This is a genomic window from Bacillus sp. 2205SS5-2 (assembly GCF_037024155.1).
In the GTDB taxonomy this organism is placed as follows: Bacteria; Bacillota; Bacilli; order Bacillales; family Bacillaceae_K; genus Bacillus_CI.
Genome location: NZ_JAYKTS010000008.1, coordinates 31,791 through 58,050, shown reverse-complemented (window position 1 = coordinate 58,050; position 26,260 = coordinate 31,791). Strand labels below are relative to the sequence as shown.

Annotated in this window: 11 protein-coding genes and 1 pseudogene; 8 read left to right on the top strand and 4 right to left on the bottom strand. The window is 37.8% G+C overall.

From position 1 onward, the window contains the following. Positions 1-392 precede the first annotated feature (392 nt). Positions 393-8,981 (top strand): type I pullulanase, encoded by an 8,589-nt coding sequence (gene pulA, locus U8D43_RS07645; protein WP_335870594.1) that lies wholly within the window; start codon positions 393-395, stop codon positions 8,979-8,981. A gap of 686 nt (positions 8,982-9,667) precedes the next feature. Here pulA and U8D43_RS07640 read toward each other — a convergent pair. After that, positions 9,668-9,881: pseudogene (locus U8D43_RS07640) on the bottom strand (transposase); the annotation flags it as partial. A 667-nt stretch (positions 9,882-10,548) separates the two neighbouring features. Between U8D43_RS07640 and U8D43_RS20930 the strand changes: the two are divergent. The 3 genes from U8D43_RS20930 to U8D43_RS07625 all read left to right on the top strand — a co-directional run bounded on the left by U8D43_RS20930 (position 10,549) and on the right by U8D43_RS07625 (position 12,153). Next, on the top strand, positions 10,549-10,734 hold the full coding sequence (locus U8D43_RS20930; protein ID WP_442893577.1) for a sigma factor-like helix-turn-helix DNA-binding protein: 186 nt from the start codon (positions 10,549-10,551) through the stop codon (positions 10,732-10,734). Further along, positions 10,731-11,321 carry a zf-HC2 domain-containing protein gene (locus tag U8D43_RS07630; protein WP_335870591.1) on the top strand — a complete coding sequence of 197 codons (591 nt, stop codon included), beginning with the start codon at positions 10,731-10,733 and terminating at the stop codon, positions 11,319-11,321. Before U8D43_RS20930 ends, U8D43_RS07630 begins: the two co-directional genes overlap by 4 nt. 211 nt (positions 11,322-11,532) lie before the next feature. Beyond that, positions 11,533-12,153, top strand: a complete 621-nt coding sequence (locus tag U8D43_RS07625) for a lysozyme inhibitor LprI family protein (RefSeq protein ID WP_335870590.1) — start codon at positions 11,533-11,535, stop codon at positions 12,151-12,153. A gap of 568 nt (positions 12,154-12,721) precedes the next feature. Here the strand turns inward: U8D43_RS07625 and U8D43_RS07620 are convergent. Then, complete coding sequence (locus tag U8D43_RS07620) at positions 12,722-13,723, bottom strand: C40 family peptidase (protein WP_335870589.1); 1,002 nt, start codon at positions 13,721-13,723, stop codon at positions 12,722-12,724. 426 nt (positions 13,724-14,149) lie between these two features. Between U8D43_RS07620 and U8D43_RS07615 the strand changes: the two genes are divergently transcribed. After that, positions 14,150-18,121, top strand: coding sequence for a cell wall-binding repeat-containing protein (locus U8D43_RS07615; protein WP_335870588.1), 3,972 nt, complete (start codon positions 14,150-14,152; stop codon positions 18,119-18,121). 167 nt (positions 18,122-18,288) lie between these two features. Further along, entirely contained in the window at positions 18,289-20,748 is a 2,460-nt protein-coding gene (locus U8D43_RS07610) for a cell wall-binding repeat-containing protein (protein WP_335870587.1), read from the top strand. Between the two features lie 454 nt (positions 20,749-21,202). On the opposite strand, the gene U8D43_RS07605 is transcribed toward U8D43_RS07610, so the two are convergent. Next, entirely contained in the window at positions 21,203-21,940 is a 738-nt protein-coding gene (locus U8D43_RS07605; RefSeq protein WP_335870586.1) for a PIG-L deacetylase family protein, read from the bottom strand. Positions 21,941-22,062: 122 nt separating this feature from the next. Between U8D43_RS07605 and U8D43_RS07600 the strand changes: the two genes are divergently transcribed. Then, positions 22,063-23,193, top strand: a complete 1,131-nt coding sequence (locus U8D43_RS07600) for an acyltransferase family protein (RefSeq protein WP_335870585.1) — start codon at positions 22,063-22,065, stop codon at positions 23,191-23,193. A gap of 347 nt (positions 23,194-23,540) precedes the next feature. On the opposite strand, the gene U8D43_RS07595 is transcribed toward U8D43_RS07600, so the two are convergent. Continuing rightward, positions 23,541-24,107 carry a hypothetical protein gene (locus tag U8D43_RS07595; RefSeq protein ID WP_335870584.1) on the bottom strand — a complete coding sequence of 189 codons (567 nt, stop codon included), beginning with the start codon at positions 24,105-24,107 and terminating at the stop codon, positions 23,541-23,543. A gap of 538 nt (positions 24,108-24,645) precedes the next feature. On the opposite strand from U8D43_RS07595, the gene U8D43_RS07590 reads away from it, so the two are divergent. After that, positions 24,646-25,977 (top strand): cell wall-binding repeat-containing protein, encoded by a 1,332-nt coding sequence (locus U8D43_RS07590; protein ID WP_335870583.1) that lies wholly within the window; start codon positions 24,646-24,648, stop codon positions 25,975-25,977. Positions 25,978-26,260: the final 283 nt, after the last annotated feature.

Sequence of the window (26,260 nt, the reverse complement as noted above, 5' to 3'; positions counted from 1 at the left end):
ATGCCGATCTAATACTGAGACGGATCTTTTGCAAAGGCTTTTTTCGCAGTAGAATATCTTCTTGTCTACTTTTGAACGAATACACTTATAAATAGGAGGATTCTATCGAATTGTAAATTAAATTACAAGAAAAAGAGTCAAAGGTATAAAGTAACATTTTTGCATGCTTGTCTTATGCTTGGAGTCGATGTGTAGGGACCTTAAGCTTTTCTTGTTTTGGAGATGTTTTTTGTGTTGCTTATTATGTAAATCTATGTAAATATTAAATTGTTAGAATTGTTTGCGCTTACATCCTCTGTTGCCTTTTACATTAATCATATTTACCTTGATGCGCAAACGATTTCACTCATACGAGTTGCCTATTTTTAGGGTACATAAAGGAGGAAGAACGTGTGAAAAGGTCGTGGATACGAAAGCTTTCTGTTGTGTTAATCTTTACAATGATTTTGCAATTGTTCTATGGGATTGTTCCTTATGCAAACGTTAGCGCAGAAGAGTCTGTTTCGTTCATCGTCGATGGGAGTAAAACAGACTGGCAGGATGTTCAACCGGTTGCAACAACGAAAGGGTGGGAAGGTTTTGATATCGAGAATGTCTATTTCTCAAATGATGCAGAATTTCTCTACTATTGGGTAGATACTACGAATCTTCCTGATTGGGGAGACAATGGACAATTTATTAATATTGCTTTGAATGTGAATGATGAAGATTCAGATGTTTCTGGAAACCCTTGGGGTGCTCAATTTTCATTCAGTGGAACGGATAAGCAGCCTCAATTCCATATTGTAGCTCGTTTAAGTGGGACAAATGGGATTAACGGAGCCGCAGTATACAGTTCAGACAATTTTGAGGAACCTCTAGTCGCTACTTGGGAAGATAACAAAAAAGGAGCTGGATTTTCTTACGATACAACTACCGGGCTTGAGGGGAAAATTCCATTAAGTGAGTTAGGACTTGTAGAGGCAGATGAACTAAAGGCTTTAGTTGTTTTAAGTGGTAATAATCAGGACGAGCATGGAGTCTTTGATACGATCCCATCTACGCAGGAAAATGAAATCGCTTCCAGCTGGGATCAGAGTGGGGACAATCTTAATATACTTTCTACCTACACAAACACTTATACGATTTCTAAGGAAACGCCGGAAATTGTAGTAGATTCACAGAAAGAGGATTGGTCAACAATTGCGCCTTTGGCAACAGACGCTGGGTGGCAAGGGTTCGATATTGGAGAAGTATATTTCCAAAATGATGGACAAAACCTCTATTTTTGGGTGGATGGAAATTTTCCCGATTGGGGAGAAAACGGACAATTTCTTGATTTAGCTTTAAATATAAATGGAGAAGATTCAGGTGTTAGTGAAATCCCTTGGAAGTCACAATACAATTTTTCTTCAGCGAAAGAAAAACCTCAATATCATATCACAATGAGAATTAAAGATGATAATGAAATCGCAGGAGCTGCTGTTTACACATCGCAAGATTTCGCTACTCCGCTTGCTACAACTTGGGATGCCGAAAATGGGACTGAATTTGCCGTTGACCGTACTACAGGCTTTGAAGGGAAAATACCTACAAGTCTATTAGGGTTAGAAAATGGAGATTCAATTCGATCGATTGCGGTTCTTTCAGGTAATAATAAAGAAGAGCATGGTGCATTCGATGTAATGCCACGATCACAAGAAAATGTGGTGGCAAGCTCTTGGAATGAAAGTACGCTTCCAAATACACAAGGGATGTATTCGAATGAATACAAACTGCAAGGGTTAGTTAATTTGGAGCAGATGGAATTTACTGAGGCTTCACCAGTTGATGGAGCAACGAATGTCAAACCAACCTCTTCTATTCAATTTTCATTTTCAGAAGGAATTTCATTAGCGGATACACATGGAATTACTTTTCAAACAGAAGACTTGGATATCGACTTTACGACTGAAGCGGTTAATCAGAGTGTGAAAATTACACCAGACAAGCCGTTGGCACTTGATACAACGTATACAGTCACATTGCCGAAAGAGGTTGTAACTGGTACGACTACGTCTACTAAAAACGAAAAAGCTCAAACGATTACATTCACAACGGCTGCAGCTGCTAGCCCGGTCATAAATGAAGATAGTTCTGTGACTTTTAATTACATCGGTGATGGCAGTACTTCATCTGTAAAAGTCGCGGGAGAATTTACAAGCTGGGAAACCAATGCGTTAGAGCTGATAAAAGGCAAAGATAATATCTGGTCAACCACTAAAGCGGTCCCGTCAGGTGTTTATGCCTATAAATTAATTGTTGATGGGGCATGGATGCTTGATCCCCTTAATGAAGCTGTCTTAAAAGGAGGGTATGGGGAGGACAGCAAGCTCGTCGTACCAGGCTTGGGGCTCACACTTCCAGCAGAGGTTCAAGCTGGTGATCAACTTGATTTAAAAGCTAGCTTCTTAAATAACGAAGGAAAAACGGTAGAGGTTACTCCTACTTGGTCCCTTAAAGAAGAGGTACAAGGAATTTCAGTCGAGGGATCTTCCTTGAATATTGCAAATGACGTGGCTGCAGATGTCACATTTACAGTTATGGCAAAATATCAAGGCTATGAGGTAGAGAAAACGATAACCGTGCTTGAGAATTTAAACACGTTCACGATTAATTATTTCCGCTATGATGGTGAGCAAAACTATTGGGATATGTGGATGTGGGACGAAGGAACGGAAGGAGCGGCCTATCCATTTACGAGTACTACGGTGGATGGATTTGCTCAAGCAACCTATAAATTTAAAAACAAAAAAATTAATGTAATTACACGACCAGGAAGCTGGTCTGACCAAGAACCGACAAGAATGATTGAGATTTCTGAGGATGAAAATAACGTTGAAGCATGGGTGATTCAAGGGGTAGATGAAGTCTTTTATCGTAAAGAGGACGCGGATATATCCCAACGTATTCAATCAGCTATGATGGATAATGAAAATCAAATTGTCGCCATTACCACTCATCCAGTGGCAGATGAGGATCTAGCGACTTTCAAGCTTTACGATGTGACAGCAGATCAAGAAGTCGCCACAACGGCTACAAAGGTAACCGATAATAAACTAGTAATCACGCTTAAGGGGGAAGCTTCAGTTAATGTGCGTCATGAATATGAAGTAGGTGGAACGGGTTTTGCCGCAGCGGCCGTAACCATGCGCGAAATCTTAAATGCACCAAAACACTTCTATAACGGCGAAGATCTAGGGCTAACCTACTCTTCCCCAGCTAGCACATTTAAAGTATGGGCACCTACAGCTACTAAGGTTTCGCTTGCTCTCTATCCTAATCAGGGAATCTATAATGAAGCAGGTATTGTAACTGATCACTCGGGTGGAACGGAAGTGGCAATGACACGTAGTGACCAAGGTGTCTGGGCGCATACGGTCGATCAAAATCTCTCCGGTCAATTCTATCTATATAAAGTAGAATTTGCCGATGGGACAACGAATTATGCGGTAGATCCTTATGCTCAGGCAGTATCAGCAAATGGTCAACGAACAGCCATTATTAATCTAGAAAGTACCGATCCGAAAGCTTGGTCCGAAGAGAAACCGCCTCTGTTAAACCCAACAGATCATATTTTATATGAATTACATGTGCGTGACTTTTCGATGGATGATAATTCTGGAATGACTAATAAAGGAAAGTTCAAAGCGTTTACTGAAACGGGTACGACTACACCAGGAGGAGCCAAATCTGGTGTCGACCATCTCTCTGCTCTAGGTGTGACAACGGTTCATCTATTACCTTCTTATGATTTTAAGACCGTCGATGAATTGACGGTAGATGATCCGACGTCTAATAAACCGAAATTTAATTGGGGATATGACCCACAAAATTATAATGTACCAGAAGGATCTTATTCAACGGATCCGAATGATCCAGGGGTACGGATTACCGAATTCAAAGAAATGGTTCAAGCGCTACATGATCAAGGGATACGAGTTGTCATGGATGTTGTCTACAACCATACATTCGAAGTTCCGAACGGTCCGTTTAATAAAATCGTTCCAGGTTACTTTTACCGGACAACGGATACAGGCAATCTTGCGAATGGCTCAGGAGTTGGGAATGAAATTGCTTCTGAGCGGCCAATGGTACGAAAATATATTAAAGATTCAGTTCGATACTGGGCGGAAGAATATAATGTCGATGGATTCCGGTTTGACTTAATGGGCTTGATTGATGTGAACACGATGTCACAGCTAACAAAAGAGCTTCAAGAAGAAGTCGATTCTTCCATATTAATATATGGTGAACCATGGCAAGCGGGAGGATCGCCGTTAGCTGGAAATCTCCAAACATTAAAAGGTACGCAAAAGGATCAAGGATTTGCTGTCTTTAATGACAATTTCCGAGGAGCCATTAAAGGTGGAAGTGATGATGCTTCAAAAGGATTTGCCACTGGTCAACCAGGGACAGAAGCTAATGTTGTCACAGGTGTGAAAGGTGCAATCGATGACTTTACGAATGGTCCGACTGAAACCATCAACTATGTTACGGCCCACGATAATTTGAATTTATGGGACAAGATCATTAAAACGCAAGGATTAGAAGATGAAGAAGGCTTTCTTCAAATCTTAAACGGGGAGCTGCAAGGTGAAGATGCTATTGCCTACTCTTCTGTGAAACAAGCAGTGGAAGAGAAGACTAAGTCTCATCATGCGATCGACCCAAGCAATGTTCTCGCAAATGAAACCGTTCAGCGTTCACTTCTTGCTAATGGGATTGTACTTACTTCTCAAGGTATTCCGTTTATCCATGCGGGGGATGAATTACTACGAACGAAATTTGGCGATCACAACTCATACAAGAGTCCCGATAGTATAAATCAAATTCGATGGGAAGAAAAAGAAGCATTCAAACCTGTCTATGATTATTACGAAGGACTCATGAAGCTTCGTCAAAACCATCCAGCTTTTCGGATGACAACGAAAGAAGCAGTTGCCGCTAATTTAGCGGTGTTTAAGCAAGAAGGAAATGTAGTGGCCTTTAAGCTGAAGAATTATGCAAACTATGACAAATGGAAGAATATTGTCGTGATTTACAATGGAAATGATGCTTCGGTAGACATTCCTTTAAGTGGGGAATGGAATGTGGTAGTCGATCAAAAGCAAGCAGGAATAGATGTAATCCGAACTGTTAGCGACACTGTCACAGTCGCACCCCTTTCCATGATGGTGTTATATGATGAAGCGAATGACTATGATTCTGTTGTAACATCCATTGAAGTCAACCCACCAGAACTTGGCTTAGAGCCTGAAGGTGTGCGCACACTTAGTGTTGTTGTAAAAGACCAAAATGGACGTCCGATGATTGGTGAGGCCATTAATTGGAGTTCTTCAGATGAAAAAGTGGTTAAGGTTGTAGGTGGAAAAGTAACAGCAATTACTAGCGGAAATGCTATAATTACGGCAAAAATTGGTCAGGTAGAAGCAACAGTAAAGGTGACTGTAGGGAAACTGGTTCCTACTACAATTTCCTTAACAGGAGAAACAACGCTCTTTACTTCTCGAACAACTCAGCTAAGCGCTAGTGTAAAAGATCAATTTGCCCAAAGTATGCCAAATGCGGCCATTGAGTGGAGCTCGTCTAATCAAGATGTGGCCTCCGTTGATGAAAATGGAAAAGTGACTGGCAAAACACCTGGAACTGTGAAAATTACGGCAAAAGCAGGCGAAATAACCACATCGATTGAAATGAAAATAGAAAAATACGTCCAACGTTATGTTCAATTTACGTATGAGCGTGAAGATGGAGATTACACCGATTGGAATATATGGACTTGGCAAACAGGTGTGAAGGACGGCGAAGTTCTTTTTGATAATGTCACGGACAAGGGAGCAATCGCTACTTTTGAAGTAGGTCCTGAAACAACTAGCGTAGGCTTTGTTTTAAGAAAAGGACATGATTGGAGTACTGCAACGAAGGATCCGATTGGAACTGATCGTTATATTACCATTCAACCATCTGATAGCGTAACAAAAGTGGAAATCACCAGTGGAGAGGAAGAGTTCCATACGGTTCCAACTGTGAAGGGACCAATTTTAAAGGATGGTGACATTACCTTCTTCTATCGTGATCCAAAACTGTACGAAGAAAATAAGATGGAAACGATAGAAAAAGTTCAGTTACAGATTGATAGTGAAACCAATGAAATGGTTTATAACGAGGCAAATCAATACTTTGAATACACATTAAAGGATGTTGAGGAAGGAACCATCACCTATACTTTTGAAGTGACAGTTGACGGGGAAACAACAACTGTACCAGATCCTTATAATACGAAGGATGGCAAGTCAACAATTACTTATGATCGACCAGATATTACGCTAACACCGACTGTCAAGCCAAGTGCGATTTCATATAACGAAAATGCAGTGGTTACGGTTAAAGTGGATAAACCAAAAGATGTTAACATTCAAGAGATGTCTATCGATTTACGTGCGGTGGATGGTCCGGAGAAAGTGTATATAGATCCTTCTTTGAACAAACAAACAATATTTGTCCAAGATACAGTGGCAGCTGGAACAAAGAAACTACCAATTACGGCACTGGATGAGTTTGGTAACGAACATAAATCAGTAGTATCCGTTGAAGTTAAGGCTCGCCAATATGTGGGAGATGCTGATTTTGATTGGGACGAGGCACGAATTTATTTCATGCTGACTGATCGTTTTGAAAATGGCGATACCACGAATGATGATCCTAATGGAGAAAACTATGATACTACACACTCTGAAACCTATCATGGTGGTGATTTTCAAGGGGTGATTGACCGTCTCGATTATTTAGAAGAGCTCGGTGTGAATACTGTGTGGATTACTCCAGTCGTCGATAATATTGATTGGGACCTGCGCTGGAATAAACAAGGAAATCAATTTGGCTATCATGGTTATTGGGCAAAAGATTTTACGACACTTGATGAGCATTTGGGTGACCTAAATACGTTCAAAGAGTTAATTAATTCCGCCCATGACCGTGGGATCAAGATCATGGTAGATGTTGTGCTAAATCATGCTGGATATGGATTAAAGCAAGATGATCCTTCCAATGAATTAGCTATTCCGAATTATCCAAGTGATGAAAATCGTGCTCGTTTTATGGATATGTTCCGTAATGGTGGTACTGACGTTGTTCAAGGCGAGTTGGCAGGACTTCCCGATTTTAAAACAGAAGAGAAAGCGGTCCGTGATCAGCTTATTCAATGGCAAGTTGATTGGTTAGAGAAAGCGCGAACAGACCGCGGCGATACAATTGATTTCTTCCGAGTAGATACGGTGAAGCATGTAGAAAATACTACGTGGAAAGCACTCAAAAATGCTTTAACTGAACAAAAACCAGACTTTAAGATGATTGGTGAGCATTATGGTGCGAGTGTGAACCAAACAGGTGGTTATCTAGAAAGTGGTCAAATGGATTCACTATTAGACTTCGAATTCAAGTATAAAGCACAAGATTTTGTAAATGGAAACGTAGAGGCTGTAGAGGAGTACCTTGAATATCGTAATGGTCAAATGAACAATACGAAAATGCTCGGACAGTTCTTATCTAGTCACGATGAAGATGGTTTCTTATCCTCCAAGGTCGGAGGAAACGTTGGGAAGCTAAAAGTGGCAGCTGCTCTACAAATTACAGCGAAAGGGCAGCCGGTCATTTATTATGGTGAAGAGCTTGGTCAATCTGGCAACCATGCAGGCAATATGGATGCAGGTGAATTTAACGAGAACCGCGATGATATGCCATGGGAAAAGGTTGAGGGTAATGACTTGCTCGTCCATTACCAAAAATTATTGAATGCACGTAAACAATTATCATCGGTTCTATCAAAAGGAAACCGCACAGATGTTGCAGGAAATAATGAAACAGGTTATATGGTCTTCCAACGTGAACACCAAAAGGAATATGTTTATGTTGGACTTAATACGACCAATAAAAAACAAACCATCACGTTAAACCTTCCAAAAGAAATGGGAGATGAGGTAAAAGATTATTATAGCGGCAAAATGCATAAAGTTGTGGATGGAAAAGTAACTCTGACTTTTCCAAAACGTGATGAAGGTGGAACATTTATTATTGGAATGAAACCAAGAAATATAGTAGAAAGACTGGCTGGTACCGATCGTTATCAAACAGCGATTGAGGTTTCAAAACAAGGTTGGTCATCGGCTGAAACCATTGTCATTGCGAGAGGCGATGACTTCCCAGATGCACTAGCAGGTGCTCCTCTAGCGTATAAATATGACGCTCCTATTCTGTTAACGAATCAGAAGCGATTGAACGAAGATGTGCAAGCAGAGATAAAACGCCTCGGAGCAAAAAAAGTCATCATTCTTGGTGGAAAGTCGGCTGTATCTAAATTTGTAGAATATCAATTAAGAGGACTAGGGTTGAAAATCGACAGGATTTCTGGAAAAGATCGATTTGAAACAGCGGTTAATATAGCCGCTCGATTAGGCGGAGATCCGGAGAAAATCGTAGTGGCAAATGCGTACCACTTTGCCGATGCGCTATCTGTTGCATCCTATGCAGCGCAAAATGGCTATCCAATCGTTCTTTCCGCTAAAGACGTACTACCTGCTTCAACGGCAAAAGCGATAAGTCATAGTGAAGAGGTCATCGTTGTGGGTGGAAAAAATGCGATAAGTGAGCAGATTGTCAAGAGCTTTGATCAAGCGACACGTTATAGTGGAGCAGATCGCTATGAAACGTCGGCGGAAATTGCAAAGAACTTAACGCCGAAAACGGGTCATGCCATTATCGCTACAGGAGAAAATTTTGCTGATGCGCTTGCTGGGTCAGTACTTGCGGCCAAAGAAAAGGCAGAAATACTGCTTGTGAAAAAAGTGGAAGTGCCAAAAGTAATTAATGAGGCGATTGAGATGGATTCAGTTTCAAATTTCTACATTGTCGGTGGGGAAAATGCGGTTAGTGAAGCAGTATCTTCAGCGCTTTTGAAGGATTAATTTTGAAAGGTTGAGCAACTTTAGCCTTTTGAAGACTATGGTTAACGAAGTATAAAAAGATTCCTATCGAACAAATAAGAGAATGCTCTAAATCGGTAACGACTTCCGTTTCCTACCGAAAACAAAGAAAATGTATAGTAATTTGCTTATCAAATTGAAAGTTAATTTGATAGGCTTTTTTATTGAATGTTTATTTGTAGTGCGATTTGTCTATAATATTGCCTATATTATATATACTCACTCGTATACATTAACAAATTAGCCTACAATTTTCGGTGCAAATTATGTTCATAAATTACCGGTAAATAGTAGCTGTCGAAGTTGAAAATCAACCTAAATATCCAAACACAGAACTTGTGAACCTAAAGTTGTCCCTTCGGTCTAGGAAAATCCTTGAACACTATGGAGACTATACTGGGTTAATGGGAGCTCAAGTATTAGAAGAGTTATTTCCGCACTTGCTAGAGGATGAAGGGTGAATTAGTTATAGACAATGTATAAGATTAAATGTCTAGCGACTGCAACAGCCACAGTGTATACGAAAAGAGCCTTAAATAAGGCTCTTCGTCATTTATAGTGATTTTATAGAAAGAAATCAACTCTCTTTTTCTCGAAACCTAAAAACCGGACAAGGGAATGGGTTCAGTTGCGAGCGAAGTATGGCTCTGAGCTGTTACTCATTCTTTTTATTTGAGTGCGAAATCCAGTTTTCCAGCAAGTAGATAGATTATGGCGATCATATTCTTATCTGAACGATACCCACGTGCCTTTCTTTTAGCTGCCTGAAATAAACTATTCGTTCCTTCTAAAAGTCCATTATTTAGCTTGGACTTAAACAAATTGGAGGATGCCGTCATAATGGTTTTGAATCATTTTCGTCACCTCTACCATTGGTTCTAATACATCTAGATGTTGTTTTTCCTCGTTAAATACACAAGTTTCGATATACCACGGTTCTGTATTATGAAAGAGACTATTAATACCTTGGATTTCTACCCTCATTCCGAATCACCTATTAGTTCTACTATTTTAGTAACCAGTATGGACAGAGGCTAATCATTTTAAATAGCGAAGAAGCGTAAATAATTAAAGTGAAAAATGGGTTTTGTGTTAATATTAGGAAAGTGAATTATGAAAATATATACTTAAACTAACGAGCAGGAAAGTAAAAGTTCGTATTGATTGAGGGGATAGGGAAAAATCCTTTCCCTATTTATATTTTTCAAAAAAATGTAACGTTTTACTTTATAATTGGATGAGTTTAATCAGTTATACATTATATACGAAAAACAGATTTATAAATATTTGTTCTATTTATCTGGAGACCGGTTCATTGCTGAGGAATTGACATAAGAAACATTTTTGCAAGCCTTTGAGTCCATTCATCGTTAAAAAGACATAGTAAAATATCAACATGGCTCTTTCAAATTGCCAAATATACTTTTAACAGCTATGTGAAGAAAATAAAGAAAGTCGAAAAGGTTACGGATACATCAACATTTGAAGATGTATTTCCAAATCAGGAAACACCAGAGAGTATCTATGAAAAAAACAAGAATCGATTAATGTGTCAAATGCTATAAAGAAACTAAAAGGACCACATCAAGAAATCATTATCTTGCGTTTTTATAACGAATTGAGTTTTAAAGAAATTGGAGAAATATTTAATCAGTCTGATACATGGGCAAGGGTCAATTTTTATCGAGCTAAAAATAAACTGTCTTCAATTATTTATGGAGGTGAAGAAAATTGAGGGGGAATTGTAATATTATTAAGGATTTAATCCCAATGCATGTAGAAAACCTCGCAAGTGAAGATAGTAACCAATTGATTATGGAGCATCTTCATTCTTGTAAAGACTGTGCAAATTATCATAGAAGTGTTGAAAGGGATTTGCCTAATCATGATTTACATGATGTTGATTCAGAAAAAAGTGACCAAAAGCTGATGAAAGGTATTCAACGTAGAATACATAAAATGAGGTTTATTGCTGTATTAATTGGTATTCTTATTGGAATTTCTATTGCCTTGATGTTCTTTAATATTGCATTAGTATTAGTCGTTTTATGCATAGTTACGATGATTCACTTAATAAAAATAAGAGGAGATAAAGTGAATTTTGAAAACAGAGGGTTCACTATTATGATTTTTGTTTTGAGTTTTATTTCTTTAATTATTTCTTTAAAGCTATTTTGGAACATTGCGATATATGTTGATGATTTTGGTGCCTCCCCAACGACTGTATATGGTGGTGAACTTTGGATATATATGGCATGGTTGCGTTTACCGTTGCTTGCACTTATTACTTTTATCTCTGGAATTAGACTATTTAGTAAATAAAATAAAGGAATGCTGGACTCATCGCGGAAAAAGTGTGATGGTTTGCTCTGCAATCTCTTTTATAGACAAAACATCTTTCTTGGTCCTATTTTCTGTCTGTTTCACCACTTATATGCTTTTAAAGGAAGTCTTTCTATAAAACTCGATAAGGTATTTTCACTTGGAAGAATATTAAAATCTTGGTGTGATCTTCAATTGGGAGGGTTTAAAAATGAATAATAATAAAAAATTCTTAATGTTAATGTTTACAGTGGTGGTAGTTATATTAGCTGCTTGTGGAAAATCATCTGATGAGTCAAGTGCTAGGTTGGAAACCCATTCACAAAATAATAACTCAACTCAAAACACAAGTGACGATTCTTCTAATGAGGATTCAACAGAAAATACCTTAAATACTGACAATACTGATCCGGACACCATCAATAAAGAAAATACTGATACAAACGAAGAAGGATCGTCTACTAATAGTACTGAAGCGAGTCTGAAGAAAGAGTATATCGAAAAATTAAATGATACTAAAAAAGAAACGGAAGAATTAGAAGCAACAGACTCATCCACATACGCCTTAAAAAAAGTGGAAAACGATAGATGGGATATTTGGGATGAATTGTTGAATGAAATTTATGTAGTTTTAGAGGGGCGACTGCCGTCAGAGGAGATGGACCAATTAAGAGAAGAGCAACGGAATTGGCTAGAATACAGAGATGATAGTGCACTGGAAGCATCGCAAAAATATAAAGGCGGTACTCAGGAACACTTAGAATATGTAACTGTGCTAGCAAACCTTACAGAAAGAAGATGCCATGAGTTAGTTGCGGATTATATGAAGTGATTTTCAACAATAACGAGTATTTGGCTTTCCACTTGAGACCATTCACCCGACAACTAGATTCAAGTAGGCTTTTAAGATGCTTGTGAATTACTTTACTTAAACAAAACGGGTGCTTTAGTTGAAGAAGCGATTGAAAATAAACAAAAAAATGGTCTAGTTCATATAACTGGACCATTTTTATATACAAAAAGCACCGCATTTCACGGTGCAATTGTAAGCGCATTTTTTTTTGTGAATTCGAGTTTTACGATAGTTAACTGAACCCGTTACTAAATCGGAGTATCCTCTTTCTTTTTGGTTCTTTTCGAAAGGCTCATTTCGTATACCTTGTTGCTCTTGTCACAAAGAAAAAAAAGGCAGTAGGTTTTTTTCGATTGCTTTCTTCCTTTTTATCTAGAAATGAAGACTTTTTCATTAGGAAAAGAGCACGAAGTCATACAAGTCAAGGGATTCCTTCTTATTCGAAAAGCCACAATCTTTGTGAAAACAGCCTTTCAGAAAGAACGATATGAACTACTGACACCTGATCTATCTGATTGGTGACAGAAGAATTTTTCCGGAAAATTCCTTAATAAAAACGCTTGAAGCTCGCAAATTTTGATTTCCAATAGGAGTTACTTAAGCTAGTAATCTCTACTCCATTATTGCCAGAGTGAATAAATGAATTTTCGCCGATATAGATTCCTACATGTGAAATTCCTGCTTTGTATGTATTTTCGAAGAAAACGAGGTCGCCTGGAACAGGGTCATTTATATAATAAGAACGATTGTAATGAGTTTGAGAACTCCCTCTCGTAACAGAATGTCCTGTTTCCTTAAATACATAGTAGATAAAGCCGCTACAATCAAAACCAGCAGGTGTCGATCCACCCCAAACGTATGGTGTATTCATGAAGGATTTCGCAAAGGAAATAAGATCGTTTGTTGGAGCCGGAGTGGCAGGAGCTTTTTGTTCGCTGCTACCTGAAGTAGATCCAGATACCTTCAATACTTGTCCACTGATAATAAAATGCGAACTTAGATCGTTCCAGGTCATTAGTTGGTTAACAGTTGTGCCAAATTGCTTGGCAATGGCAGAAAGTGTGTCTCCTCTTTGAATAGTATATTGATGAACATTTGTAGGAGTGGCGACTGTTTCTTTTTGGATAGCGGGAGCATTATTTGTAGTCGTTTTTGAAATGACTAAAATTTGTCCAGGGTAGATTAAGTGGTCCTTAATACCGTTTCGTTCCATGAGGGTTGCAAGAGAGATCTGATGCTGTTTTGCTATTGCGCTCAGTGTATCTCCAGATTTAACAGTATATGTATCCGTTGTTATCGATTTTGGCTTAGGCGAAGACTTTGGCTGTGTTTTACTAGCACCATCGACTTCCAATAGTTGCTTCGGATAGATCAGATGATTAGTTAGAGAATTCCATGATTGTAAATTAGAGACGCTTGTTTGATGCTTGTTAGCGATTGACCACAGTGAGTCACCTTTTTGCACCTCGTAGCTCTTTGCTGAAGCCTCATTTGCCATAAAGCTAAACATTGTCGCTGTTGCTAATACAGATAATGCTGTTTTTTTCATGAACCTAACTCCCTTTTCACCAGTTTATAGATTAGTATTGTCCAATTAGTATTCTATCAATGTTTGAGATAGCTAAACATTAAATACTAGTTACAGAATTGCGTCAAAACATGTCAAAATGACTACAAAAAACACATTAATACCATTATTATAAGGCATTTAAACTATATTTGTAGAAATGTTTGGTTATTTTTCAAAAAAATAAAAAAAGTAATAAATAAATGTTATAAGTTTCTAGTTAAATGAGTGAAAATGGGTTATTTGTAATGTAAATCCATATTTATGAATAATTTTCGACATTTTTTGAAAGCGGATACAAAATATTTATGGAAATCACTCTAAATTTACACTTTTATAAAATAAATGATGTATACTATCAGTTGTTGGTGAATTCACCACTAATATAAACCTATAAGGAGGAATATTATGATAATAGGAACTAAGATTCGACAAAAATTAAGCGTTTTCATTGTGTTTACGATGATTTTGAGTTTTTTTGCTACACCTGTATCGCAGCAGGTTTCAGCTGCAGACGATACGTTCGAGGATTTAATTATCTCTGAATATATTGAGGGAGGTAGTTTCAATAAAGCGATCGAGCTTTATAACGGAACGGGTAATTCTATCGACCTAGCAGACTACTCATTAGAGTTATATAGTGGTGGTGAGTCAAAGGATAAGGTTTTAACTTTATCCGGAACACTGGCTGATGGAGAGGTTTATGTAATAACTCATCCAGACGCAAATCAAGAGATTAAAAATCAATCAGATCTTGAAGATAATTATGTCATTAATTTTAACGGAGATGACCCTCTGGCACTTGAAAAAAATGGAGTAGTTATTGACTCTATTGGACAAACAGGGATTGTGAATGTATTTGCAAAGGATGTAACCTTAGTTCGAAAGGATTCTGTTAAGACAGGTGATGCCGATGCAACAGATGCTTTTGATTCATCCGTTGAATGGGATCATTTTCCTAAAGACACCACTAGCGAATTAGGCTCACATCTAGCAGGTGGAACAACACCGGATCCAGATCCGGAGCCAGTAGAACTTTCCACAATTGCTGATGCTCGTAAAGAAGTGGAAGGAACAACTGTTAAAGTAACAGGTATTGCGACGGCTTCCTTCTCAAATTCAGCAACAAATCTTTTCATTCAAGATGATACTGCAGGTATCATCATTCGTGGAGATATTAGTGCTCAACCAGGTGATGAAGTAGTAGCGGAAGGGAAGTTAAATAGCTACCACGGTATGCAACAAATTGAAGTAACGTCATCAAATTTTGAAATTACAACAGTAAACAAAGGAATTCCTGCTCCAAAGACCCTAATGTCAACGGATCTTACTGCAGACAATGGTGAAACTCATGAAGGAATGTTCGCAGAATTTTCTGATGTGAAAATTGATTCTGTTGACAGCAAAGGAAATTTCACTGCAACTGATAGTTCAGGTACATTTATTGTTAAACCGACAGACTCAGCGTTACTAACTGTTGGTGAAACATACGAAATCCTACGTGGTGTCATTGATTATAACTTTGATGAGTATAAGCTTGTACCACGAAATGGTTCTGATATTATTCAATCGACCTTTTCTGTAACAGCTAACCCTAGTTCTGGAACGGTTGAAGAGGGAACAAAAGTAACACTGCAAACGGAAACAGAAGGTGGAACGATCTATTATACAATGGATGGAAATGATCCAACTTCGGCAAGTACCACATATACAGGCCCCGTTGAAATTACAACGGATGTAACCATTAAGGCTATTGTTGTAAAAGACGGCCAAACGAGTGAAGTAGCTACATTTACCTACACCGTGATTGAATCGGCTGAAGGAGTAAGTATTCATGATATTCAAGGTGCGGGACATACCTCTCCATATGAAGGAATGATGGTTACAAAGGTTGAGGGTGTTGTAACGGCCAAAGTAGGCTCTAATGGTTTTTATATGCAAGAAGTAACACCAGATGAAGATATGGCAACATCTGAAGCAATCTATGTGTATAAGAAAAACAGTTCAGACATTAAAGCAGGCGACAAAGTGGAAGTAAGTGGAGAAGTAAAAGAGTGGAAGGAAGGCGGTTACGATGACGCTAAAGATCTATTAACCACTCAAATTACTGCTTCTGCAATTAATGTACTTTCTTCTAATAATGAAATACCAGCAGCAATCGTCATTGGAGTAGATCGTACTCCTCCTTCAGAAATTATTGAAGATGATAATATGACATCATTTGACCCTGAGACAGATGGATTAGATTTCTATGAAAGTCTTGAAGGAATGTACATTGAAATTCCAGATGCCATGATTACAGGACCAAATAAGTATGATGAAGTACCTGTAGTGGTAAATGTAAGTGATGATCAACTGAACTCAAGAGCAGGCGGAATCATGATTTCACCTGAAGATTACAACCCAGAACGTATGTTGATTGATGTAGACGGTATGAAAGTAAACGTCAAAACAGGTGATATGTTCGACGGTTCTATTTTTGGAAATGTTAGCTATGATTATAGTAACTTTAAAATTCGTCCTACCGGAGACTTCCCTTCTGTCATTGATGGGGGAACGGTACGAGAAGTGACACCTATTGATGGAAAAATAGGAGATTTAACAATCGCTTCTTATAATATTGAGAACTTCCATGCTGGAACTGAGACTGAAAAAGTTGAGAAAATTGCAAAATCGATTGTTACTAATCTTAAAACTCCAGATATTATCGGACTAGTAGAGGTTCAAGATAATAATGGACCAACCGATGATGGGACAACAGATGCCAGTGAATCATATCAGACAATCATTAAAGGCATTGAAGAAGCTGGTGGACCAACGTATAAGTTTACAGATATCGCACCAGTCAACAAAACCGACGGTGGACAGCCTGGTGGGAATATCCGTGTTGGGTTTATCTACAATCCAGATCGAGTAACTTTAGTCGATAAACAAGCAGGAGATGCGGTAACAGCTGTAGATGTGACAAAAGATGGGTTAACTCATAATCCAGGACGTATTGACCCAACAAATGAAGCATTTGCTAGCTCGCGTAAATCACTAGCTGCTGAATTCATGTTCAACGATGAAAGAGTCATTGTTGTAGCGAATCACTTCAATTCCAAGCGCGGAGATGGTGCTATGTTTGGAGCAGATCATCCTGTCGTATTAGGTAGTGAAGAACAACGTGAAAAACAAGCAACGGTGATCAATGAATTTGTAACCGATGTAGTCACAACGGTTGAAGATGCCAATGTAGTTGTATTAGGGGATTTAAATGACTTTGAATTCGCCGCACCTGTCAACACACTTGAAGGTGATGTTTTAACGAATATGATGGAAATGCTTCCTAATGAAGAGCGTTACACTTATATCTATCAAGGAAACTCTCAAGTACTTGATCACATTCTTGTGACAAATAATTTAGCAGATCGAACGATGATAGATTCTGTTAATATTAACGCGGATTTCAGTGAAGAAGATGGTCGAGCAAGCGATCATGATCCAGTTCTTGCTAAGCTTCAATTTAGCAAAGATGTGAATCGTATTTCCGGTGCTGATCGCTATCAAACGGCAATTGAAGTTTCGCAAGCAGGATGGGAAACATCTGATGTCGTCGTGATTGCAAGAGGAGATATGTTCCCAGACGCACTAGCAGGGGCACCACTTGCGTATAAATATGATGCACCTATCCTACTAACACAGCAAGATCATTTAAATAACGAAGTGAAAGCGGAGATTAAACGCTTGGGCGCAAATAAAGTAATTATTCTTGGTGGAAAGTCCGCTATTTCAAATTACGTTGAGTATCAATTAAAGAGTCTTGATGTGAAGGTGGATCGCATTTCAGGAAGCGATCGCTTTGAAACGGCAGCGAATATCGCAGCTAAATTAGGTGGTAATCCTGAAAAAGCAATCCTTGCGAATGCCTATCAATTTGCAGATGCTCTATCTGTAGCGTCTTATGCTGCTCAAAATGGATACCCAATTGTATTATCTGCTCAAGATGAACTTACGAATGCTTCATCTAAAGCGCTGAAAAACATTGACGAAATGATTGTTGTTGGTGGGAAGAATGCAATTAGTGAAAAAGTGTTCAATAGCTTTGATAAAGCCACTCGCTACAGTGGGAAGGATCGTTATGAAACCTCTGCTGAAATTGCTAAGTTTCTAACTCCACAAACTAGAACAGCTGTAATCGCAACAGGTGATGATTTTGCCGATGCACTTGCAGGTTCTGTATTAGCCGCAAATTCAGGAGCGGAAATTCTATTAGTGAAAAAAGAAGAAGTCCCTGAGTCAATTTTAGAAGCGATTGAAATGAATGAGATTTTGAATTTCCGCGTTATTGGCGGTAAAAACGCAATTAGTGAAGATGTACTTAACCAACTCTTGAAGTAAGAAAACATAGAAGGGTGAAAGCACTTTCACCTTTCTATGTAAAAAGCACTAATAATTATTTGTTTTTTGGTAAATTTCTCACAATTATCTATGAATCTACTATATAATTGATATTGAGTGACTCATTACGACAAATTACTACATGTGAAAAGGAAGGGATCAACCAAATGGAAATGAAAAAACCACTTTTTGGAGTTCTAACAACAGCAGCACTAGCAGCTAGTATTTTCGCCGTATCCCCAGCAACACAAGCTGATGCAGCACCTGGAAATTTTGATTTAACTATTATGCATACAAATGACGCTCACGGGCATTTAGATAATGTTGCACGAAGAATTACAGCCATTAAGGATGTTCGTGAGAATCGTGAAAATTCTATTTTACTAGATGCAGGTGATGTCTTCTCAGGCACACTTTACTACAATAAATATAAAGGCTTGGCTAGTGTTCAGTTTATGAATATGGTTGGCTATGATGCGATGGTACCAGGTAATCATGAATTTGATGATGGTCCAAGTGTATTCGCTGATTTTATTAAGAAGACGGAATTCCCAATTATTAGCTCTAACATTGATTACAGTGCCAATACAGATTTAAACCCTCTATTCCAAGACAGCGTTGGTAAACCTGGTGAAGACGGGATGATTTATCCTGCAACAATAATGGATGTAGATGGAGAAAAAGTAGGACTTTTCGGTTTGACAACAGAAGAAACAGTCTTTCTTTCAAGCCCAGGAGATACGATTAAGTTTGAAGACTACTTGAAAAAAGCGGAAGAAACGGTCAAAATGCTTGAAGCAGAAGGAGTTAATAAAATCATAGCTCTTACACATTTAGGGTATAACTATGATGTTACCCTTGGTGAATCTGTGGATGGAATTGACGTTATTGTCGGTGGTCACAGTCATACAAAGCTTGATGATCCATATGTTATCAATGAGGATGCTGAACCAACTATTGTCGTACAAGCCGAAGAATATAGTAAAATTCTTGGTGATCTTCAAGTATCATTTGATACCAATGGCGTCTTGACTTCATGGGATGAAAATTTAATTGATATTAATGAAAAAGATGAGAATGAAAATTATGTGATTGATGCTGACCCTGAAGCTCAAACACTATTAGATGAATTAGCAAAGCCGCTAGAAGAAATGAAAACAACTCTAGTAGGACATTCTGAAGTAGCTTTAGACGGAGAGCGTGGAAGTGTTCGTACAAGTGAAACAAATCTTGGAAACATGATTGCAGACTCTATGCTGGAAAAGGCGAGCAAAAATGGCAACGCAACATTAACGATTCAAAACGGTGGCGGAATTCGTGCCTCGATTGATCAAGGGGATATTACACTAGGTGAAGTGTTAACGACAATGCCGTTTGGAAACACTTTAGTTACCCTTGATTTAACTGGTGCAGAGGTTGTTGAAGCATTGGAGCATGGTGTAAGTGATGTGGAAAATGGAGCCGGTCGTTTCCCTCATGTAGCGGGAATGAAATTCTCCTATGATGCAAGTCTTGAAATTGGAAGTAGAGTTTTAAGTGTACAAGTCATGACTGAAAATGGGTATGAAGACATTGATGTAGATAAAACGTATACGGTCGCAACAAATAACTACATCGCTGGCGGCGGAGATGGCTACGAAGTATTTGGAAAAGCAAAAGAAGCTGGAAAGATGGAAGAATTATTCTTTGTTGATTACCAAGTATTCTTAGAGTATCTTGAAACGCATAAAACAGTCGATCCTAAAGTAGAAGCACGTGTTACGAGCATGAATCGTATTATGGGAGAAACACGCTATGAAACTGCGATTGAAATCTCAAAAGCTGGTTGGACTGAAGCAAGCACGGTTGTAATTGCTCGTGGAGATTCCTTCCCAGATGCACTTGCTGGTGCGCCACTTGCTTACCAATATGATGCACCAATTCTATTAACTGAAAATGGTACATTAAGTAAAGCGGTTAAAGAAGAGATTAAACGTCTAGGTGCAGATAATGTCATCATTCTTGGTGGGACATCTGCGGTTAGTAATTATGTGAAATATCAGCTAGAAGGAATGGATCTTGATGTTGAGCGTATTGGTGGAGACGATCGTTGGGAAACTGCTGCAAACATCGCGGCACGCCTTGGCGGATCACCAGAACAAGCTGTTGTTGTAAACGGTCAAAACTTCCCAGACGCTTTAGCTGTCGCTTCATATGCAGCTCGTCAAGGATTCCCAATCTTATTAACAGATGCAAATATGCTTCCATCTGCAACTAAAAATGCTCTAAAGGGTATTGATAAAACCATTGTTGCTGGTGGGAAAGCAGCAGTGAATAAAGATGTATTCAACATGCTTCCAACGGCAACACGTTATGCAGGAGAAAACCGTTATGGCACTGCGGCAATGATTGCCAAAGACTTAATGCCTTCTCATAATGTGTATGTAGCGACAGGAACAAACTTTGCTGACGCTCTTGCAGGAGCTGTGTTAGCAGCGAAGGACAATGCTTCAATGATGTTGGTGAAGCCAGATATGCTACCAACTGAAATTGAGGATGTACTAGAAATGAATAGTGCTAATCAAATTCAAGTGCTAGGTGGAGAAGGTGCGGTAAGCGAAGACGTATTCAATCGCTTAGCAAAATAATATCTCACTTCTCCTAAAAAAGCTGACAAGTTTTACTTGTCAGCTTTTTGTTCAGTTTAAAAGTTCTTTTCTAAAGGATCTATTCGAATACATTGTAACTATTTTATCTAATTTTAGATGGAATCCTCGATTTTGCTGTTGTTTTCAATCAAGAAGTGACGAAATGATGTCTCGAAACAAAGCGATATCATCGTTTATATACTGTACGAAAAACAAAAGACTTTGCGAAAATAGCCTTATCTCACTTTCCTCATGTCTTAAATAAATTGCTAGATAGGATAGACAAATTAGATGATAATTTCTCAAGTGAAACGAAAAGTTAGGCTTTAGTATTAGTATATGCGAATGCTTAATGATCTCATAGGAGTATTGAAGCGTTTTTGCCCGTTCTTAATTCAATATTTACGAATGATTATTAATAGTTAAAAGTCGTGTATCTATATTTCCATACCTACTATTGATGCCATCGACTTTCTTGAAGCTTTTTCGCCGTTTGGAAATAGGACTGTACAGAGGTGTAACCAATAGCGTAAAATCCATTTTTGGGATCCCAAATATTATAGGAATTTAAACCATTAAAATAAGCATCTTTATAGTTTGACGGAGTATAGTAGGTTCCTTTATATTTCATCTTGTTAAATTCTTGAATAGGAAGATAAAAACGGACAGAGTTGACTTCTCCACTTTCCTGAACCGATTTTAAGGCCAAGCCAGCATTCGCGTGATCAGAATGAGGGTCAAGATATGAGAGGGTATGGTGACTAGCGCTTGGATAAAGCACACTCATTTCCTGAATGATCTTGATAACTTCTTCTTTAGTAATTTGACCATCAGGCAAATCATAAGTATAGGTGTTCTCAAGTTGAATCCCTAATTCATCGACAGAATTCTTGAATTCTTTTACGCGAGCATTCCCAAACTCTTGACGTGTAATAGGATTTTTAGCAGTCGAAACTAATTTTTCATTAATAGAAGTAAAGGAAGAACTAGCTTCCCCTTTTGATAGCAAAACAACCACAACCTCATTTCCTTGGTTTATTTGATGAAGAATGGCGCTTCCTAAACTCAGAACTTCATCATCCGCGTGTGGAGAATAAAATATTGACGTTTTGGGGTTTTGAATTTCTGAGGAGGTACATGCCAGTAAACTAGAAAACAAAAGGAATGATAATGCTGCAAATAGTCTTCTCATCTTAAGCCTCCGATTATTAAGGGTATGAAATGATATTCTAATTGATTCTACCAAAGAATTAGGACCTAGTGTATACTTTCCTAGTAGGGAAATTTCACACTTTTTTCAGAAAGGAACATCTTATGGAAAGTACTCATAAACCATTACATAAAAAAAGAAGAGTCTATTCCCTCGATATGTTAAGAGGGATTATCGTCATCCTATCCGTGTTCTTAAGTAATATTCCTAATGGTATCTATAATTTCACTTATTTTCGCCATGCAGAATGGTATGGAGTCACGCTGATTGATCTTATCCTGCCAATCTTTATAACCATTTTTGGAACGAGTATGGCAATTGCTTATCAGAAGGGTGTCAAATGGTCTAAAATACTAAAAAGAACGGTTCGCCTGATTATATACGGCCTCCTATTCACGATCATTGTGTCATGGAGCGTTGATATTTCGACATTACGCTTTACAGGTGTTCTCCAAATGTTTGCCTTTTTAGGGATAGCTACAGTATTGATAACGAAAATCGTTCAATCCCCTGTAAAGCTGATCCTTATTGCAGTGACACTCACATCTGTTTATGGATTGGGTTTGTTGACCCTAAGTGCTGACTGTAGTGATGACCTACCACAACCGAGCTGTAATGCTCCATATAGTATTGATGAAAATATTTTTGGGAAAGCACATCTATATCATCAGGGAGAAAGAGGCTTTGACCCTGAGGGTTTAGTCACCAGTTTTTCAGCACTTGCAAACGTACTAATTGGGTATGCGATTGGAAAGCTTATCTTGACGAGGAAAGAGACAGGTGCTTGGAAAGAACTAATCAGTTTAGGTGTCATTTTATTGCTTATATCTTTTCTATGGGATCAATTCCTTCCTTTTAATAAACGGATATGGACACCAGCCTTTGGATTACTAGCAGCAAGCTGCACATCTATTATGTTATCCATTTTGTATTTGTTGTTCGATAAGAGAAAGGTGGATGCCAAAGAAACATTCTTGAAACCAGTTGTTTGGTTCCTGGAGGCTTTTGGTCGAAATAGTTTTCTAATCTATTTTGGTAAATTTATTATCGCCTCAGTGTTATTGCATATTACCATTACGGTAGGGCAAGAAGAAAAAGCTCTTTCAAAAATACTATTTCATTCAATTGACTCAGCCGTCCCTTATGCTCAACTAGTTTATGCCATCATTATGCTACTATTTTGGACAGTTATTGCCCTAATAGCTCATAAGAAAAAATGGTATTTCAAGGTGTAATCGAATTGAATGATTCCAAAGAAAAGAAGGTTGATCTGAGAATATGATCAACCTTCTTTTTTGATTAGCGTGGAAGGACAATAATAAATGTTTACTTAATTAGCTCACATTAAGATTCCTCACATCATTGCTCTTTTAGGAAAAATAGACTTTTTAGTAGATATTTAGAAAACGGACCACAATAATAAAATTAAATAATCTATAAAACGTACGTTCTTATTCTTAGGTTAAACGATTTTGTCGTTCGTGATTCAGAATTTGAAAATGAAAATTGAATAGGTTCACGTGCGGAATGTGAGCTCAATGGTGCTTAAGCTTTATTTTATCCTGACCATATTTAATCTAAATTATGGTTTAATTAATTGCTTTATTGAGGAGTCATACAGAACACTTACATATGTCCTTACATATTTTAATAGACAGAAACCGACTTCTTCAGGTGTGAAAGTGAATAATACTTTGAATAACTCTTGGTTGCTAATAGTACCAAATGCATCAATAAAGGAATAGGTCAAATCAAGCTCTAGCTGGCTAGTTATGAAATTAAGTTCAAGTTGAGATGTTTTATCTATAGTAGTTTCATCTACTATTACGCTTTCCTTATATTGAGGAACGAGTTTCTTCACGTCACTACGAATCGTTTGATTAGCTTGTTCCATCACCTTTGTCACACCTTTTAAATGAGGATACTTTGAAGTTGTGAGTAGTTGATGGATAATGCCATGTAATGCTTTAGTAGACTCTACGTGAACCACGATGCTTTCAATTAGATTTTGTTTATATTCTTCTTCAGTAGGAGAACCCTTTAATAATGTGAGCAAATTCTGATTGGCAGTAGTTAAAAGTTGATTGGTATCTAACTTTACAATTAATTTCCTGAATATTTCTGCTATTTCATTTGTTAACGGTGCCATTTCTCTTCCTTCTTCCATAAGTGTATTTTTCTGAATGTTACTATAATTCTACCATTTATTCTTGGTGGTTAGAATATGAATTTAATATTTGTATATTGATATCATGATTGTTTTAAAAAAGCATCCAGATTATTTGTAACAAATAGTATAAAAAATGAGTGAAAAGTAGTAGATTGAAAAATATGACTGAATTTGTTACATAACTGTAAAAATATTACGAAATATAAAGTGATAGAATAGATTTTGTAGAATTATCTCCTAAATAAGTAAATAAGAGCTGTTTTGGCAAGGGTCCTCCTTATTTTTAGAATTACAAAAAAGATAAGGGAAGCTGTAGGGAATAGCGACAGAAGGTAGGTTTTTCTTTTATTATATGTTTCTATCCTTGTAACTTATAGGAAGAAAGACCTCTTAGAAATAGAATAGATAAAAGTTCTAGAAATGAATAATGAAGATTTATTTTTGATTTCAATGCAACTTAGTAGTCAATTGTCTATATTGAATGGTCATTTTAGCCAACAAAAAAGGTGGAGTATGAATGAAAAGTATTAATACCAAATATCGGAAGTCTCTATTTATTGCATATGTCGCGGTAGTTTGTTCAGTCCTATTTATGTTTGGCCCGTCATCTACATCTGCGGAAGAAACACAATTAAAAAGAATCAGTGGAAGTGACAGATATGAAACTTCTGTTGAAATATCCAAACGAGGTTGGTCTAGTGCAGAGACGGTCATTATTGCGGTTGGGAATAATTTTCCTGATGCATTAGCGGGTGCTCCTCTAGCTGAAAAGAATGATGCACCGATTTTATTAATTTCGAAAGACAGAATTCCAGCAAGTGTCAAGGTAGAGATTAAGAGATTAAAGGCGAAGAAAGCGTACATACTCGGTGGGAATGCAGTTATTTCTCCAAATGTAGAAAATCAATTACAAGAATTAGATGTTGATGCGACTAGGGTTGCAGGAGAAAATAGATATGAAACGGCTGCGAAGATCGCTGATTTAGTAGGTGGTACAAAAGCAGTAGTTGCATACGGTAGAGACTTTCCTGATAGTCTGGCAGTTGCTCCTGTTGCTGCTAAACAATCCATGCCAATCTTATTAGTAGAAAAAAACAATGTGCCTGAAGAGACCAAAAAAGCGTTAGCCAATTATGATTCTTCCATTCTAGTAGGTGGTAAGGCTGTTGTGAGTGATAGTGTACTGAACCAATTACCTAGTGCAATTCGTGTTTCGGGTCAAGACCGGTATGAAACAGCTACCAAAATCGTAGAGATGTTTTATTCAGGCACATCTGTAGACAGTACGATTATTGCTACAGGAGAAAGTTTTGCTGATGCGCTAACTGGGTCGGCATTAGCTGCACGTGAAGATTTACCTGTTATGCTTATGCAATCAAATAATGTACCAGCAACAGTGAAGCAAACTGTAGATAAATTAAACATCAAGCATTTTACCGTTATTGGAGGCACGTCTGTTATATCCGAAAGTGCGAATAGCTTGGTAGGATTTGATCGAATTGCTCTTGTTCAATCAGCCAAACAGTTTTTAGGAACTCCCTATAAATGGGGAGGGACGACACCAAGTGGTTTTGATTGTAGTGGGTATTTAAATTATGTTTATGATCTACATGATATTGATTTACCTAGAACAACAAGCGGCATTTGGGATTTTGGAAGTAAAGTAAGCTCTCCATCAATAGGTGATATTGTGATGTTTGAAACGTATAAACCAGGTCCTTCACATGCAGGAATCTATATTGGTGAAAATCAATTTATACACTCTGGCAATAGTGGAGTAGAGATTACTAGTTTAAACAATAGTTATTTTAAACCACGCTATCTTGGCGCGGTGAAAGTAATAGATTGATTTTTTTCTAAAGTTCCTCGGAGAATCACTGATTCTCCGAGGAACTTTTTTATTTTGACATAAGTGTGAATTCTATAAATTGTGGAAGATCGCTTGTGAACGGCGAGGTCTGAATTTCTGCCTTTCTTCGAGAGTTTTCCTCACTTTAAATGTCACTCTACCCCACTATCAGACAATATAAACGAAAAATATTGTTTTTTCTGAAAAAAACACCTCCTTTTGTTGACTAAAGAAGTAACTACTATTAGAATACTAAGTAGAGTTCGAATTTTCCAATTATTAA